We start from the raw sequence: 16,095 nt of genomic DNA, 5'->3' as shown, positions 1-16,095 counted from the left end.
TTCCAACGGATTATCAATCGAGTTTCTTTCAGAAACATCGCAGGGTCAAGCCCGTAATGACACTAAAATTTAAAACTCGAAATTGAGCCTAACAATAAAAAAAAGAGAGTGTGAAGTCCTTTCTGTAAATTCAGTAAAAAAAATCCGGATGTTCCTCCGGCAATGGCAATGTCATTCTATTAAAAACACATTCAGGCTTTCTAGGGCTTTTCCTTTAAGATCGAAGAGAGTCTGGTTTTCCCAAGTGTCTTGGATTTTTGAATTTGGAATCCAGTCGCCGCCCCAGTAGAAGACTCCGCAGCCTCCTGCATTGGAAGTGGCTTCCATTATTGCTTTTACAACTGTTGCTTGGTTTTGCGCAGAAGCTTGAACACATTTTTTTCCGCTGTAAGTCTGTGTCTTTAAATTCTTGAGCTGTGTGCTTTTGGAGTCCACAAGATTCTTTGCAGCTTGTATTCCGGCAGGTTCGTACCATACTATGTTGTTTGTGCTGTCTCCATAGGCTTCCATTGACCATGCCCATGAAGTTTCTGCAACTAGAACTTGCTTTTTGTAAGTCTTTTTTAAGTATGCTATGTTTTCGCGCAGCTGCTTTAATGTTCCGTGCTCTTCAAAAGGGTAGTAGCTTAAGCCTATGTAGTCGTAGTCTATGCCTTTTAGGTTTTGCAGGTTTTTGAACCACCAGTCAAAGTTGTCTCCTTTGCTGCTTGCAAGATGAATCATTTTTTTTATGCTTGAATCAATTTCTGAAACTGCGCTGGATGCGGACTGCAAAACTTTTAGGAGATTTTTGTTTCCTTGTGTGTGCTCTGTCCAAGAGTAGCAGTCAATGCTGGAAGTTGTTGTTCCGTCTGATTTTGTAAGAAACATTCCAGAATTTATTTCGTTTCCAATCTGAACCAAATCTGGCGCGCAGTCTTCGCTTTTTAAGTCTGTAAGAATTTTCTTTGTATACTCGCTGACTTTGCTGCAAAGTTCTTCTATGCTTGAAACGTTGTCCCATTCAGCGGGAAGACTTTGTTTTGCAGGATCTGCCCAATTGTCTGAATAATGAAAGTCAAGCAGGAAGTTCAAGCCGTGTTGCTTTATGCGCTTTGCCATTGCGAGTGTGCGCTCGTAGTTATTTTGTCCCGGAGTTGTGTTTTGAGGCGCATTCCAGATTCTAAGGCGAATCCAGTTTACTCCGTGCGCTTTTAGAATTTTAAATATGTCTTCTTTTGTTCCGTTTTCATTGTAGAAACTGCTTCCGTATTCTTCTAGTTGTGAAACCATGGACGCATCGAATCCGCGCATGAAGTCTGAGCTAAGACAGAGAGTTTCATCTGCGCTTTCGGAAGGAGCTGAACAGGCTAGTGATAAAAATAAAACCAGTGCTATAAAAACTGAAAAAATACTTTTGAACTTCATTTTTTACCTCTAAAGTGTTTGTGATTATAGATTCAAACTGAAGTTGCTTCAATGGATTCCCCGGTCAAGCCGGGGAATGACATGGGAATGAAAAATCTGCTTTACTCGTAGAAAACTGTTACTGTGCCTGTTAGACCTTCAAGAGCTGCAATAAATATACCATTCTTTTTATATAAGTTAATTTCTGTTGAGTCTGTTGTTGTGTAAGTTACATTATTGTTATCCCATGTGCCTTTGTCTGAAATTTTTACTTCATTACTCCAAGATGTATCAGTCATAATACTAATCCACCAACTTGATTCAGAACCAGAATATGTTAATTCTGATAACTTTATAGTAATGGATGAAATTGTTTTATTTTCTAAATTACTTTTTGTAACAAGTTCTTTTGGTTCTCCGTCAAATGTAATACTGTTTTCACTTCCAGAATCACCAGATTCCTCTGCTTCTCCTTCAATATAGAATACTGAAACGCTGGCTGTTGCGCTGTTTGTTCCTGCGATGTAGATTCCATTTGCTTTGTATGCGGCGATTGCTGCTGCGTCTGTGATTGTCGCAAGGTAAAGTGAGTTTGTTCCTTCGCCTGACTGCCATTCAAGTTTTGCTTCATTGCTCCAGGAAACGTCAGAGCAGGCCGTGAACCACCAGTCATCGCTTCCTGAATAGTTTACGTTTATTACTTTTATTGTAAGTGATTTTATGCTTAGGTCTGCAAGTTTTTCAGCTGAAACTATTTGCGCTGGTGTTTCCGCATTGAATATTACGCTTTCGCTGTATATTTTTGTTCCATATGAGCTTTCGTCATCATCATCGCTGCTTGAGCTTCCGTTGCTGCAGGAAATGAGTGCCCCCCCCCAGAAGAATTGTAAGGGCTGAAAAAAATACCGCAGTTAAAATGTTTTTCTTTATAGATTTCATAGTCTGTTTCCTTGTTAAAAAAAATTAGTTGAGCTTTACAAGCTCTATGTCGTCAAAATTTCCCCAGTTTTCTTTATTCGCGTCAACAAAAATTCCAATTTCGACTTCTCCGTTTTGGACTGGAATTTCAATTGAATATTGCTTCCACTTTTTCCAGCCAGTGTTTTTTATCTGCGCTGAAATTTCTTTTTGGGAATTGTCAAATCCTCGGGCAAAAAGTTTTATTGTGTTTTCGCCGCCGCCGCCCATCGACCACACAGAAAGCTTGTAAGTTCCGTTGGAAAGTCCTGTAACTTTTTTCTCGAGTGAAGCCGTGAATGCTGTTTTTTTCCAGTAGTGGTAGCTCCATTCGCCTGAATGCGCATTTCCTTTGTTTTTTTCAGCATAGCAGTCTGCGCTGTCTCCTGTTAAGTTCCAGGTGCTTAAATTTCCGCTTTCAAAGGAACTGTCGTTTAAAAAATTCTGAGCAAAGGAAAGTTCTGCTGCGAAAAAGAGCGTCAGAATGGCAGTAAGTGTTTTTTTCATTTTTCCTCCTATAAAAAAATGAAGTTGAAGTTGTGAAGTGAGTGCACTAGGAACAGTTTGATTGAGTAATTGTGCACGGTTTGTTTACACGTGTTGATATAAAAAGTGTAAATCCACTTTTTTGTGCTGTCAAGAAAAATTTTCAATTTTTTTTGCAATTTTTTTAGTGTTGGCTGGTAGGTTAAGTTGTAATCAGATGTTTTTTGTTTTCTTCATATAATTTTAACTGGATGTATGCTTCTTCTTGCGGAATCTCATTGCCTTTATTTATTCCAGGACAGAAAACTTTTTCAGCTTTCCAAGAGGATTTGGTCTCTAGGATTTTTGTCCAAAAAGGGTAGGTTCTGCATTGAACCGGACGCGCGTTGTATGCTTCGCAGCCTTTTTCCTTGTTCCAGAAAATACATTCAGTTTTGTTTTTGTCTTTTAGGCACAAGTATGTTTTTCCGTCTGCATTTTCTAACTTGCGGCAGTAGACTTTTGTGAATTGTTCTTCTGTGAGTTCAGCCCATTTGCAAAGTTTTTCAAGATCTTTTCTGCTTAAAAAAACAACTCCGCCTTCAAGACAGCAGCAGTTTTTGCATTGCGCGCATTTGAATTTTAAATTTTCTGTGTATGCCATTTTATTTTTATGCTCTAAAATGAAATTATTTCTTCAAAAACTTTTATTGCGTACTGGTCGGTCATTCCGCTTATGTATTCGACAATGCACTTTTCCCAGCTTTCGTTGTCGTTTACATCGAACACTTCTTTTGTCTTGTACCGCATGATTTCTTTTTTTTGCGGATTGTAGTTTGTGTATTTTACAAGCCAGTCCGAAAAAGTTTTTTGAAGTTCCGGGGAATAGCGCAGGACATTTTCAACTCGTCTGTTCTGGGCGTAAACTTGAATTTTTATAAGCGTTCTGTAAATGCACGAAAGCACGTTTTCCGCATAACGCTGAAATTCCAAAAGCCGCCAGTTGCTGTAAATGTTTGCAAGGCTGAATCTTTTAAGTTCATGTATAAATTTAAAATACGGCTCGCTGAAGCAAATTCCGTTTTCTGGGGAACTTTGCGCGCACAAGTCTACAATCATGTCGTTTATTAAAACTGTTGTGTTTACGGCTCTGCCTGATCTGAATGCTCCATTTGTTGTATGCAGGGAATATTTTTTGTTTGGACCAAGACCGAGCGTTGCGCCTACAATTTCGCGTAGCTGCCTGTATGCTGCCATGTCCAAAATATGGTATGACCGTGCGTCTTCTATGTCTCTGCCAAGAAATGCTATTTTGTCGCTTGTTTTTACAATGCATCCTTCCCAAGTGAATGGCTGCACAATTCCCGGCCGCTTTATTGAATACAAGTCAATTGCTTCTTCTCGCGGCTTGAGTCCTTGTTGGTCAATTTCTCCGCAGTGGCAAATAAGTCCGTCGCGCACTGCATAAGTCAAGTCAAGGTTTTTTGAAATTCCGTCGGGATCTTGAAGTGTTTCTATAAAGTCTGCAAAAAAAAGGCTATTGCGTTCATGCCAAAATTTCTTTGGAGCGTTTTTTCCTTCCTTCTGATTTTTTATGAGAGAATTTAAAATATCTTCTCCCGTGTGGCCAAACGGAGCGTGCCCTATGTCGTGTCCAATTGCAATTGCTTCCGTCAGTTCTTGGTTCAGTCCCAAGTATTTTGCAATTGTTGCGCTTACACTGGCAACGTGATTTACGTGTTCAATTCTTGTGCAGATATGGTCATTTTGTGGAGCGTAAAAAACTTGTGTCTTGTGCTTTAAGCGGCGATATGCTTCGCAGTGAAGAAGCCTTGTGTAGTCGCGCTCAAATTCTGATCTTATGTCGTTTCCGCGGTTGTAAAGTGTGTTTTCTCGTTTTATGCATTGCTGCCACTTTTGATTTTTTTCATCGGTTTTTACAGAAGCAAAAGAATCTTTCATAAAAAAAGTTTATATTTTATTTTGGATTTTTACAAGAAAACTGGACTTTTTATGTTTAAATAGTTTAATATTTTGGCATGACAAAAAATGAACTTAGAAAGTTTTTGAAAACTGAATTGGCTACAGTAAGCGCAGATGAAAAGTTTGCCGCGTCAAAAAAAGCATGCGACTTGCTTTTTAAATTTGTCTTGAAAAATAATTTTGATATTATACTTTCTTATATAGATTTAAAAAATGAAATTTCTCCACAAGAAATGAACTGCGCGCTTATGATGAAAAATAAAATCGTTGCAGTTCCAAAAGTTGTTCCTAAAACTCAAAAGATGAATTTCTACATTCTTGACAATTCAATAAAAATTCTTAAACAGCTTGAAACTGGAGCATTTGGAATTAGCGAGCCGATTGAAAAAAAACAAAACTTGTTCAATGTTGAAAACTTTGCGCAAAAGAAAATATGCGTTGTTGTTCCGGGCGTGGCTTTTGGAAAAAATGGACAGAGGCTTGGGCATGGAATGGGGTTTTACGATATTTACCTTTCTAGTTTAAAAAAGAAGTGCGCCCAGAATAATTGTGAGCTTTTTCTAGCTGGATTTTGCTTCGATTTTCAGATTAAGGAAAATATCCCTGTTGATGAAAATGATACTTTTATGGATTCAGTTTTTTCAGATAGAAAATGCTATTTCTTTGAGTCCGCGGAATAAACTTTCATCAATGGCTCTTCTGGAAAATATTTTTCCATTGCATCTAAAAAGTCTTGCGGCGTAGAATTTTCAATGTAAAGATAATTTGTCAAGTACTGTTCTTTTTTCTGAAACATGGCCATGGCTTTTGCTGTTCCGCTGTTGGTTTGTGTTGCGGAAAGATTTTTTTGCTTCCACTGAATTTTTATTTTTTCGCAAGCCCATTTCTTGAGTTCTTCTTCAGAAAGTTCTTTGATGAGCTTTTTTCTTGCAATTTTGTAAGCGTCAAAAAATATTCCTGTCCTTTTTAGTTTGTCTGCTTGAATTATTCCGACTGGAATTTTTATTGAAGCTTCTTCTGTCTTGCATAAAATTTCGTTTCCAAGAACAGACTGAATTTCTGTGCACAGCGTTGAAAGCAGCGAGTTGAAAATTTCTACATCTTCATCTGTGTTGTCTGGCGAGTTAAAATAAATCTGAGCTGGGTCAAAAAAGTTTTTTGTTGGAACAAGTCTTGGAGATTCTTTGGGCGCAAGTTTCGCAGGAAGATTTGTTGTGTAAATGTGCTTGAGTTGAACCTTTCTTTCTTTGTTTTTGAATGAAGGCTTTGGAATTTCTTGTGTTTTTCGCTCGGACTGTTCTTTTAGAATTTCAAATGTGCCTTGGCAATATTTTATGGCGTTATCAAATTCAATATCGCCGCAAATTACTATCGAATACAATGAAGCGTCCAAAAGCTTTGTGTATTCTAAAAGCAATGCTTGGTACGACGATGAGCTGCGTTCTTTTTCATCTATTTTAAAAAGTTTGCTGAATGGAGTTGAGCGGTAAAGATATGAGAGTGCATTTGATTTCATTTGAAAGCCCAAATCTGCATTTTTCATACGCTGTTCATATTCTTCTTCTCTAAAAAGCAAATCAGCTTGAACTGGAGAAACTGTTTCATAAATCAGTGCGTTTGAAATTTTTTTGAGTGCATTTTCTAGTTCTTCTTTAAATACTTCAAATGAAATGTAAGAAGTCTCTTCGTTTGTTTGACTTGCTATTTTTTCTATTTTAGAGTTTTTTGCAAGTGCAGAAATTAAAACAGCTCTTAAATTTTTTTCTGATTCTGGAGATGCCGATTTTCCACCTGAAATTGAAATGCAAACCGCGACAGTTTTTGAGTTTGGATTTTCTTTAACTGAAACAGGAATTCCGTTTTTTAATTCTTGGTGTTTTATGGTTTCTATATTGTTAAAATAAAAGAAATCTGCTGGCCTTATTTCTATCGTTGGGTTTTTGTCTGCTTTGGATTTTTCAAGTGCTGTTTGCATTTCTTGCTTTGCTTTTTTTGCAAGAAGCTCATTTGTATACCAGGAAGCGTTTTCTTGTGTTACAAGTTCGTATCCGTTTTCGTCAAATGATTTTTTGTTTTTTTTATAAACAGTGTTGTTTACGAGCAAAAAAATATAAGGCTCTTCTTTTGAAATTGTTTTAAAAATATTCTCCGATGTTTCATTTTTTACTTGAAAAACGGATTTTTTAAAGTTCTGATAAAAAGTTTCAGGTGATTCAAATTTATTCATTGCCCAGAATTCTGCAAGTTTGGAAATTAAATTGCTGGAATTTCCTGCAAGCTCTTGGTATTTTTTTATTATTTCATCTTGAGCAAGTTCTATTTCATCTTCGGTAAGACTTGCGCATTCTGCTGTTCCAGCTAAAAAACTCTGCGCTTGGTCTGCAATGTTTTTTTCTTTCGGAGGCTCTTCGATTAATGCTTGCAAAATAAATCTTGTGTTTCCATTTTTTATTGCAGAGGCTGCTGTTATAAAATCTGCGCTTCTTATGTTTAGTTCTGGAATTTGTGGAACTGTTGTTTTGTATTTTGATTTTTCATTGTTGAAAGCGCATGATAAAATATCTGCCTGGCTTTGAGAAAGTGAAGTGTATTGAACAACAATCTGCGTAAGTTCTGGTGAAAACTCATTTGCTGCAAGAACAAATTTTTTACTTTTGCTTTGCTGCGAATCTTCAGTTTTGAGTTTTTTAAAGGCTGAATCTGTGCTTTTTGAATTCCAGTCTTTAAATGCTTCTTGAGAAATTTCTAGCACTTTTTTTTCTGTTGTATTTCCTGTGATAAAAAGCGCGCTGTTGTATGGTGTGTAAAATTCTTTCAAGATAAAATTATATAAAATTGCTCTTGCTTGTTTTGCATTGTAGCCTGAAAAAATTGCCGGGTAAATTCCAGAGTCGTGTTTCCATGGCTCTTCGTAAAAAATACGCGAGTCAATTGCGCTGTTTATAAATCCTGTTGTGCTTTTTGAATATGCAAGGCTTTCTTTTTTCATTTGCGCTAGCTCATATTCAATGTCTTTGTCGCTGAAATTTGGTAAATAGGCGCATTGTGCAATTTGCTCTAAATAAAGCTTTAAATTTTCAGGCGGAACTTTTGCTTTAAATATAGAAGAATCCGCGTTGCATTCTGACTGCATTGAAAACGCTTTTAATATTTCTTTTGCTTTTCCGGATTTTGAAAAAAGCCTTGTGTACAATGGAAAAAATCCTGCAGTGGATGAAGTTTGACTTGAAAAGCCTGCTTTTACAACAAGCTCAACATTTAAAAGCGCGCTTGTTTCGTCAGGGATTATAAAAACTGTGAGTCCGTTTTGAAGTGTTGAAATACTGAGTACCGGCTTGTTTCCCTTTGCTGATTCGGCTTGGGAAAAAACAAACTCAATGCAGAAAAAAAATGCGGCGCATAAAAAATACTTTTTTATCATGGTTTTATTATAACATTCATGCTTGCTTTTTCCAATTGAAATATTTCTTGGCTTTTCTTAACTTGTCGTATATAATAGAATTTATGCTAAAAATAACTCCGGCTTCTAAAATAGATAATTTAAAAAAAATAAATCCTGATTTTATAAAAGGAAAGCGAAATCCTACATCTGAAGAAATTGCAATTCTGGAAAAAAATGGAAACTCTTCATCCGATCCTGAATGGAAAAATTTTTTTGTAAGTTCTGAATATGGAAAATTTAATCCATCTCAAATTCGGCAAAGCGATTTTTCTGGAACTGTTATTATTGGAGAACTTTTCGATTCTGAAATTTCGTTCCATGATTTAAAGTTGCGGACAGGAATTTACAGTTCAAATTTAAAGAATGTTTGCATTGGTGATAACTGCGCTGTTCAAAATGTAAGGTATCTTGAAAATTACAAAATCGGATCACGTGTAATTCTCTTCAATATAATGGAAATGTCCTGCACGGAGCATTCAAAGTTTGGAGAAGGGCTTTTAAAGGAAGGTGAACCTGAGTTAAATAGGATATGGATTGGTGTTGGCAACGAAAATAACCGACGTGCAGTTCTTCCTTTTTCTGATATGATTCCGGCTGACGCTTTTTTATGGTCAAGATTCCGTGAAGACAAAGAACTTATGCAGCGTTTTGTTGAGCTCACTGAATTTGAAAAATCAAAAGAGCTTGGAACTTATGGAATTGTAGAAGATGATGTTGTCATTAAAAATTCAACGCTTTTAAAAGATGTAAAAGTCTGTTCATGCGCTTACATAAAAGGCGCTCTTAAACTTAAAAATATTACCATTCTTTCTTCGGAGGACGAGCCTAGCCAGATTGGAGAAGGCGTGGAGATGGTCAATGGAATAATGGGCTTTGGAAGCCATGTTTTTTATCAGGCTATAGCAGTCCGTTTTGTCATTGGAAGAAACTGCCACCTGAAATATGGCGCGCGTCTTTTAAATTCTGTGCTTGGAGACAATTCCACTGTTTCATGCTGCGAGCTTTTAAATAACTTGATTTTTCCTTTCCATGAGCAGCATCACAATTCTTCGTTCTTGATTGCTTCAACTGTAATGGGGCAGAGCAATATAGCTTCGGCTGCGACAATTGGCTCTAACCACAATTCAAGAAGCCCTGACTGCGAAATGATTGCTGGCCGCGGATTCTGGCCTGGACTTTGCTCGGATTTTAAGTTTGATTCAAAATTCGCTTCATTTGTTCTTGCTTCAAAAGGAAGCTATGTAAATGAACTGAATATAACTTATCCATTTTCTTTGGTTGCTCCAAGCTACGAAGACTGTACTGTTCACATTATTCCTGCTTACTGGTTTTTGTATAATATGTTTGCAATTGTCCGCAATAAATATAAGTTTCAGGCGCGTGACAAAAGATTTATAAAAGTTCAGCATATTGAAACGAATCCGCTTGCCCCGGATACTGTGCAGGAAATTATTTTTTCTGTTAACAGGCTTGTTGAGCTTACTTCAAGATATTTAAAGCTTCCGTCTGATGACTGCCGGAAGATGACAAAGGAAAATTCCAATCCTGAGCTTCTTGAAAAATTCCGGGAGTTGGCAAAGTCTGCAAAAGATTCGGCATCTCTTCTTCAGATTGCCAAAGATTATCTTCACCAGAATCCAGACTCCAAATTTCTTCTTACTGATGACCGCTGCCAGAAAAAATTTGGAGCGATTATTTACAAGCCTGCGCAAGGCTACAAGGAATACCGCCGTGTTTTAAAATATTTTGCGGCTGAATGCTTGATGGAATACGTTTTAAAAAACAACCGCGAAAGTCTTTGCATGGTTGATTTTGAAACGATTGAAGAAATTCCGCTTTACACGAAATGGTTCAACGTTGGCGGCCAGTTGATTCCGGAAGAAAAGGTTGAAGAGCTTTTTGCAAAAATAAAATCACGCTGCATAAACAATTGGCAGCAAGTTCACGCTTACTACGATGAGTGCCAAAAAAACTATACAGACTATAAGGCACGCTATTCAGTTTACATAATAGAATTTCTTTATTCCAAGAAAATCACAGAATTTAATTCGGATGACTTTGAAGATATTTTGCAGGATGTTGCTTTTGTTGCAATGAATATGCTTGAGTCTTCAATTTCTATACGTGAAAAAGATTTTACAGATTATTTCCGTTCTATAACATTTAGAAATGAAGAGGAAAAAAATGCTGTGCTTGGAACTTTGTGTGATGATGAGTTTCTTAAGAAACTTAAGGCATCAACTGAGGATTTTATAAACTCGCTGAATAAGCTTTTTGTGCTTATGCATTGAGTTTTGTTTTAGTCAATATTTGTAAATTTTTTCATTCTCTTGACATCGTTATGCGCTTTGCTGTAAAGTCTATTTATATGAAAAAAGCACTTCTTCTACTAGCACTAGATTTCTCTTTTGTTTGCCGAGCTGACGGTTGCTAGTAAGTTGCTTATATTGTAAATTACAGACCTGTCGTTTGGCGGCAGGTCTTTTTTTATATTAAAACGTTTTTTTATAAAACAAGGGGTATTTATGAATGCAAGTATGAATCCAAACGGAAAGTATGCGCGCGTTGGCGACATTGACCTTCCGAACAGAAAATGGCCTTCAAGCAAAATAACCAAGGCTCCTGTCTGGTGTTCTGTTGATTTAAGAGATGGAAATCAGGCTCTTGTAAATCCAATGGGAATTGATACAAAGCTTGCATTTTTTGACTTGCTTGTAAAGCTTGGATTCAAGGAAATTGAAGTTGGATTTCCTGCTTCAAGCGACACTGAATATGAATTTATTCGCCGTCTTATTGAAGAAAACCACATCCCTGATGATGTTACGATTCAGGTTTTGTGCCAGGCGCGAGAGGCTCTTGTAAAGAAAACTATGGAATCTCTTAAAGGTTGCAAACAGGCGATTTTTCATATTTATAATTCAACTTCACCGGCGCAGAGAAAATATACTTTCAATAAATCCAAGGAAGAAATCAAGCAGATTGCGGTTGACGGCGTAAAGTGCATAAAGTCCTGCCTTTCCGATGAGGACAGAAAAAGAATCCGTCTTGAATATTCTCCAGAAAGTTTTTCGCATACTGAAATTGACTATGCAGTTGAAGTTTGCGAGGCTGTAAAAAATGAGTGGGGCTGTTCTGCGGATAACAAGATAATTATGAATCTTCCGACAACTGTTGAATGTTACACACCAAACGTTTATGCGGATGCGATTGAATATTTTTCAGAGCATATTTCAGACCGAGAAAATATAATTATAAGCACGCATTGCCACAACGACCGGGGAACTGGTGTTGCTTCATGTGAGCTTGCTTTGCTTGCCGGAGCAGACAGAGTTGAAGGCTGCCTTTTTGGAAACGGAGAGCGGACTGGAAACCTTGACATCGTGAATGTTGCATTGAATATGTACAGCCAAGGAATAGATCCTCAGCTTGACTTTCATGACATTCAGAGTGTCGGCGAGCTTTATACAAAGTTTACAGAAATGGAAATAAATCCGCGCAGTCCTTATGTTGGCGAGCTTGTGTTTACTGCGTTCAGCGGAAGCCATCAGGACGCAATCAGAAAAGGTATGGCAGCACGTACAAAAATGCCTAAAAACGCAATTTGGGATGTTCCTTACATTCTCATTGATCCGCACGATATTGGAAGGCAGTATGAGGGAATTATCAGAATCAACAGCCAGTCTGGAAAAGGAGGTGCGGCTTACATTCTTGAGCAGGAGTACGGAATTTGTCTTCCAAAGGCAATGCACCCTGCTCTTGGCGAGCTGATAAAGAAAGCTGCCGATGAATCCCAGCGTGAACTTGACAAATCTGAAATCTACAATCTTTTTGTTAAACATTGGCTTGAAGCGAAAGGAAATCTTTCGATTGTTGATTTGGCTGAAACTCATCTTGAAGGCAAAGAAAATTCAGAATCTACTTCTTGCCGCGCTGTTGTTGAATGGAAAGGAAAACGCTATTCAATCGGAAAAACTGGAAACGGACCTCTTGATGCATTTGCGGGCGCGCTTTCTGAAATTCCGGCTCCTAAATTCAGCATAACGGCATTCCATGAGCATAGCATTGGAACAGGAAATGATACTTCTGCAGTCGCCTATGTCCAGATTACGTGCGAAGATGGCAACCAGTACTGGGGAGCTGGAAAATCAACTAACGTTGGACGCGCCGGTGTTGATGCTGTTGTAAGCGCCTTGAATCAGATAAAATAGATTTTAGAGAACTCAAAAACTTTTCTTCATTGAATTGCATAGAAAAATCTGTTATAATACAGTCGCTCTTATTTTGGGGCGGCTGTAATTTTTTTTCTGGGACTGAAAATGCTTTTTTATTTGGCTTTTAAGAATATTGTATCAAGAAAAAGCTCGTTTGTTATTGTTCTTTTTATTGCGTTTGCCATTATGCTTATGGCTGTTATAAATTCAGTTTTTGATAGCACTGAAAACGGAATTGAAAAAGTTTTTTCCAAAAGCTTTACAGGCGATCTTGCGATTTTTCCTAAAAGCGATATTCCGATGAGCCTTTTTGGGGATGAAACTCCAGTAACGGGAACTCTTACAAAAATAAATGCGCTTGTTCCTTTCAATGAAATTTCCGATTGCCTGAATTCAATTCCCGAAATAGAAAAAAGTGTTCCGCAAGTAACAGGAACAGCCGCTTTGGAATTTAACGGGGAAAGAACGCCCGTCTGGATTTTTGGAGTTCCTGCCGCAAAGTATTTTGAATGCATGTCTTCTATAAAAATTCTTGAAGGCTCTCCATTTCCAGATTCTGAAAGAGGCGTGATGCTTTCAAAAAAATATGCGCAGGAAATGAATATTTCTATTGGAGACACAGTCCAATTTCTTGTTGTTGACGGTCCTACTTTTAGAATCCGTGCTGCAAAACTTTCCTGCATTTATGAATATCCTGTTGAGAATTCCACGCTGGACAGAATTGTTCTTGCCGATGCTTTTACAGTCCGTTCGCTTATGGATATGTCTGAATCTGTCGCGGACACTTCATTTATCGGAGAAGAAAAAACAGATTTGCTTGAAAGCGATTTGGATATAGAATCTCTTTTTGATGATGCGGAAGATGTAGGCGCAGTTGTTGTTGAAAATCCGTTTGAAAAAATTCAGCCTGCCTTGGAAGAGCAAAAAACGATTGACAGTTCTTCATGGAACTATATGGTTTGCTCGCTTGCTCAAGGTGAAAATCCAAAAAAGGCAATAAGAAATTTAAATAGAATTTTTAAGAAGAATTCCTGGCCAGTGCGTGCTGTTGCTTGGAGAACTGCCGCCGGAAGCACGGCTTTGTATCTTTACTGGATGCGGGTAATTTTTAATGCGGGCGTAATTGTTATTCTTGTGGCAGGATTTATAATCATAAACAATACGCTTGTTGTAAATGTCCTGAACCGAACGCAGGAAATTGGAACTTTAAGAGCGCAGGGAGCTTCAAGAGCTTTTGTTTCGCTTCAGTGCATGACCGAAACTTTTATGCTTACAATAACGGCTGGAATTTTGGGCTGCATTTTGGGAACTGTATGCACAGCCGCATTGTCTTCCATGAATATTGAATTTAAAAATGTTTTTCTGATTCAACTTTTTGGAACTGACCATCTTGTTGTTTCTACATCATTTTCAATTATGTGTAAGTCGATGATTCTTTCTGTTTTACTTGGGCTTTTGGGCTGGATTTATCCTGTTAGAACCGCTTTAAAAGTTAATCCTGTTCAGGCTATGCAGGGGGCAGTCTAATGAATTATGTTAAGCTTTCGGTTCGCTCATTGCTTTTAAGGTGGCGTCAGTACATTTCTCTTTTTTTTGTTTGCGCTATTGGGGCTGGAGTTTCACTTTTTTCTTTTTTTCTAATAAACGGAATGTTGCATTCTCTTTCTACGAAGGCTGAAATTTATTACGGTGGAAACTATCAATTCTTAGGCGGAAGAAGCAATTTGGAATTTTATGACTGCCGGGAATTTGTTGAAAAACTTTCTGATGTTTTTCCAGCTGAAACTGTTATTTCCCCAAGATTTGATTTTGATGCGGATTCCGCTTCTTTTTATTATGAAGGCGTTGAAGTCCGTCAGCGTGTAATAAAAGGTGTTGACTTTGAAAAAGAAAAAATTCTATTTTCAAAATTCAATTATGTGCAGGGAAGTGCAGACGGAATTGCAGGAACAAATGGCGTTCTGGTTTCAGAAAAAATTGCATCCATGCTGGAAGTTTCAACTGGAGATTCTATAACCTTTATGCTTAGAACAGGTCCCGGCTACATAAATACTGTTCAGATTGTTGTAAAAGGCATTTTCAAAGATTCAAGCGTATTTGGAACTTACACTTCTTATATTGATATTGATTTTCTGCGGAAGGCTTATTGCTCTCCGGAATTTTATGCAAATAGAATTGGAATATTTTTCCCTGATTCACTGCCATCTTCAAAAGACACTTTAAAATATCAGTCTCTTCTTGAAAAAAAATTCAATATGTACAAGCTGGTTAATGATAAGTATGACTTTTATGAGCCGCTTTTAGCCGGGGAATTTAGCGAGCCGATTTACGCGTTTATAGTTCTGGACGCAAACATGGAAGATTTGGGTGTTATAATTGACGCAATGAAAATAATAACTTCTCTTGTAATTGCGGCTCTTGTAATAATAATTGTTGTTGGAATCAGCAGCACTTACAAAGTTATTGTAATGAAGCGCATAAATGAAATTGGAATTTACAAGGCAATTGGAATGGAGCGCGGCTCTGTGATTTTGCTTTTGCTTAGCGAAGCTCTTGTGCTTTTAATTTCCGGCTGTGTATGCGGCTGGGGATTTTGTTTGCTCTTGGAATTTATTGTAAGACAATTCAATTTTTCTTTTATTCCTGCGTTTGATATGTTTTTGACGAACGGATATATTGTTCCAATGAATTCTTTTGGCGGTGCAATGCTGATTTTTGCAGTTATAATTTTTACTACAATTTCTGCAATCTTGTTTTCGCTAAGAACCGCTATAAGAATTACTCCGGTCCAGGCATTGACTGTAACAGAATGAATTTTTGCTTGTTAATAATTAAAAAGTTAAGATATTTTATGGATGTGCTATGAAAAATTTTAAGAAAATTGTCAGCTTTGTTTTTTTTGTTTCTGCAGGAATTTCTGCTTTTTCATTTTCCCATGATGAGCTTTTAAAGCAGGCGCAGGAAAATACAGCTTTTTACGGAACTGACTTTAAAGGATTTTATTCAGTTGTTCAGGAAAAGCCTGGCGAAGGAAAAAATGCTACAGAGGCAATTATGTATCGTAGGGACAGCGAGGCAAAATGGACAATTCTTGTTACAGGTCCTGCAAAAGACAAGGGAAAAGGTTATCTTCAGTATGACAACAATATTTGGTTCTACGATCCTGCTGACCACAGATTCACATTTACAAGTGCACGGGACAAATTTCAGAATACAAATGCGAACAATTCAGACTTTGCGCCGCAGTTTTATTACAGGGATTATTCAATAGAAAGTTCTTCAGAAGTAATGCTTGGAAAACTTGAATGCGTAATGTTTGTTCTAAAGGCAAAAGTTCAAAATGTGGATTATCCTGAATTACGTCTTTGGGTTACAAAAAATGACGGGCTTGTGCGCAAAAAGGAAGATTACAGCCTTTCAGGGCAAAAACTTAGAACAACTGCTATTCCTTCATATCAGATAGTTCAGACTTCAAATAAAAATTATTATATTCCTGTAAAAATGCTTATCACGGACAATTTGCGCGGAAAGAAAATCGGTGAAAAAACTCAGTTCGAGCGCACGCAGATTACGATTACAAATATAACTTTTGATCGTCTGGAAAATTCTGTTTATACAAAGCCTTATCTTGAAATGATGAGTGAAAAGTAA

Annotated in this window: 14 protein-coding genes; 7 read left to right on the top strand and 7 right to left on the bottom strand. The window is 37.4% G+C overall.

Annotation, left to right across the window (positions count from 1 at the left end):
- Positions 1 to 171 precede the first annotated feature (171 nt).
- The 3 genes from B3209_RS11005 to B3209_RS10995 all read right to left on the bottom strand — a co-directional run bounded on the left by B3209_RS11005 (position 172) and on the right by B3209_RS10995 (position 2,059).
- Entirely contained in the window at positions 172 to 1,407 is a 1,236-nt protein-coding gene (locus B3209_RS11005; protein WP_296663256.1) for a glycoside hydrolase family 53 protein, read from the bottom strand.
- A 101-nt stretch (positions 1,408 to 1,508) separates the two neighbouring features.
- A complete protein-coding gene (locus B3209_RS11000) occupies positions 1,509 to 1,685 on the bottom strand; it encodes a hypothetical protein (protein WP_296663253.1) in 177 nt (58 codons plus the stop codon).
- Positions 1,686 to 1,768: 83 nt separating this feature from the next.
- Entirely contained in the window at positions 1,769 to 2,059 is a 291-nt protein-coding gene (locus tag B3209_RS10995) for a hypothetical protein (RefSeq protein ID WP_296663251.1), read from the bottom strand.
- 47 nt (positions 2,060 to 2,106) lie between these two features.
- Between B3209_RS10995 and B3209_RS10990 the strand changes: the two genes are divergently transcribed.
- Positions 2,107 to 2,283: a hypothetical protein gene (locus B3209_RS10990; protein ID WP_296690606.1), complete on the top strand. Its 177-nt coding sequence runs from the start codon at positions 2,107 to 2,109 to the stop codon at positions 2,281 to 2,283.
- Positions 2,284 to 2,349: 66 nt separating this feature from the next.
- Here B3209_RS10990 and B3209_RS10985 read toward each other — a convergent pair whose 3' ends face one another.
- The 3 genes from B3209_RS10985 to B3209_RS10975 all read right to left on the bottom strand — a co-directional run bounded on the left by B3209_RS10985 (position 2,350) and on the right by B3209_RS10975 (position 4,770).
- A complete protein-coding gene (locus tag B3209_RS10985) occupies positions 2,350 to 2,850 on the bottom strand; it encodes a carbohydrate binding domain-containing protein (protein WP_296663248.1) in 501 nt (166 codons plus the stop codon).
- Positions 2,851 to 3,031: 181 nt separating this feature from the next.
- Positions 3,032 to 3,472 carry a YkgJ family cysteine cluster protein gene (locus B3209_RS10980; RefSeq protein WP_296663246.1) on the bottom strand — a complete coding sequence of 147 codons (441 nt, stop codon included), beginning with the start codon at positions 3,470 to 3,472 and terminating at the stop codon, positions 3,032 to 3,034.
- Positions 3,473 to 3,486: 14 nt separating this feature from the next.
- Positions 3,487 to 4,770, bottom strand: a complete 1,284-nt coding sequence (locus B3209_RS10975) for a deoxyguanosinetriphosphate triphosphohydrolase family protein (RefSeq protein WP_296663243.1) — start codon at positions 4,768 to 4,770, stop codon at positions 3,487 to 3,489.
- A gap of 77 nt (positions 4,771 to 4,847) precedes the next feature.
- Between B3209_RS10975 and B3209_RS10970 the strand changes: the two genes are divergently transcribed.
- Positions 4,848 to 5,471, top strand: a complete 624-nt coding sequence (locus B3209_RS10970) for a 5-formyltetrahydrofolate cyclo-ligase (protein WP_296663240.1) — start codon at positions 4,848 to 4,850, stop codon at positions 5,469 to 5,471.
- On the opposite strand, the gene B3209_RS10965 is transcribed toward B3209_RS10970, so the two are convergent.
- The gene (locus tag B3209_RS10965; RefSeq protein ID WP_296663237.1) at positions 5,447 to 8,212 is read right to left on the bottom strand and encodes an insulinase family protein; all 2,766 of its coding nucleotides are present in this window, start codon (positions 8,210 to 8,212) and stop codon (positions 5,447 to 5,449) included. The two genes, B3209_RS10970 and B3209_RS10965, sit on opposite strands and share 25 nt — an antisense overlap.
- An 83-nt stretch (positions 8,213 to 8,295) precedes the next feature.
- Here B3209_RS10965 and B3209_RS10960 point away from each other — a divergent pair, with 83 nt between their 5' ends.
- The 5 genes from B3209_RS10960 (at position 8,296) to B3209_RS10940 (ending at position 16,095) form a co-directional block, all read left to right on the top strand.
- Positions 8,296 to 10,524, top strand: a complete 2,229-nt coding sequence (locus tag B3209_RS10960) for a DUF4954 family protein (protein WP_296663234.1) — start codon at positions 8,296 to 8,298, stop codon at positions 10,522 to 10,524.
- A gap of 234 nt (positions 10,525 to 10,758) precedes the next feature.
- Positions 10,759 to 12,441 (top strand): 2-isopropylmalate synthase, encoded by a 1,683-nt coding sequence (locus B3209_RS10955; protein ID WP_296663231.1) that lies wholly within the window; start codon positions 10,759 to 10,761, stop codon positions 12,439 to 12,441.
- 108 nt (positions 12,442 to 12,549) lie between these two features.
- Entirely contained in the window at positions 12,550 to 13,971 is a 1,422-nt protein-coding gene (locus B3209_RS10950) for an ABC transporter permease (protein WP_296663228.1), read from the top strand.
- Complete coding sequence (locus B3209_RS10945) at positions 13,971 to 15,257, top strand: ABC transporter permease (RefSeq protein WP_296663225.1); 1,287 nt, start codon at positions 13,971 to 13,973, stop codon at positions 15,255 to 15,257. Before B3209_RS10950 ends, B3209_RS10945 begins: the two co-directional genes overlap by 1 nt.
- 49 nt (positions 15,258 to 15,306) lie before the next feature.
- Positions 15,307 to 16,095 (top strand): outer membrane lipoprotein-sorting protein, encoded by a 789-nt coding sequence (locus tag B3209_RS10940; RefSeq protein WP_296663222.1) that lies wholly within the window; start codon positions 15,307 to 15,309, stop codon positions 16,093 to 16,095.

The organism is Treponema sp. UBA6852 (genome assembly GCA_002449305.1).
In the GTDB taxonomy this organism is placed as follows: Bacteria; Spirochaetota; Spirochaetia; order Treponematales; family Treponemataceae; genus Treponema_D.
Note: the sequence above shows the minus strand (reverse complement) of the source record. Positions and strands in the feature narration are given on the sequence as shown.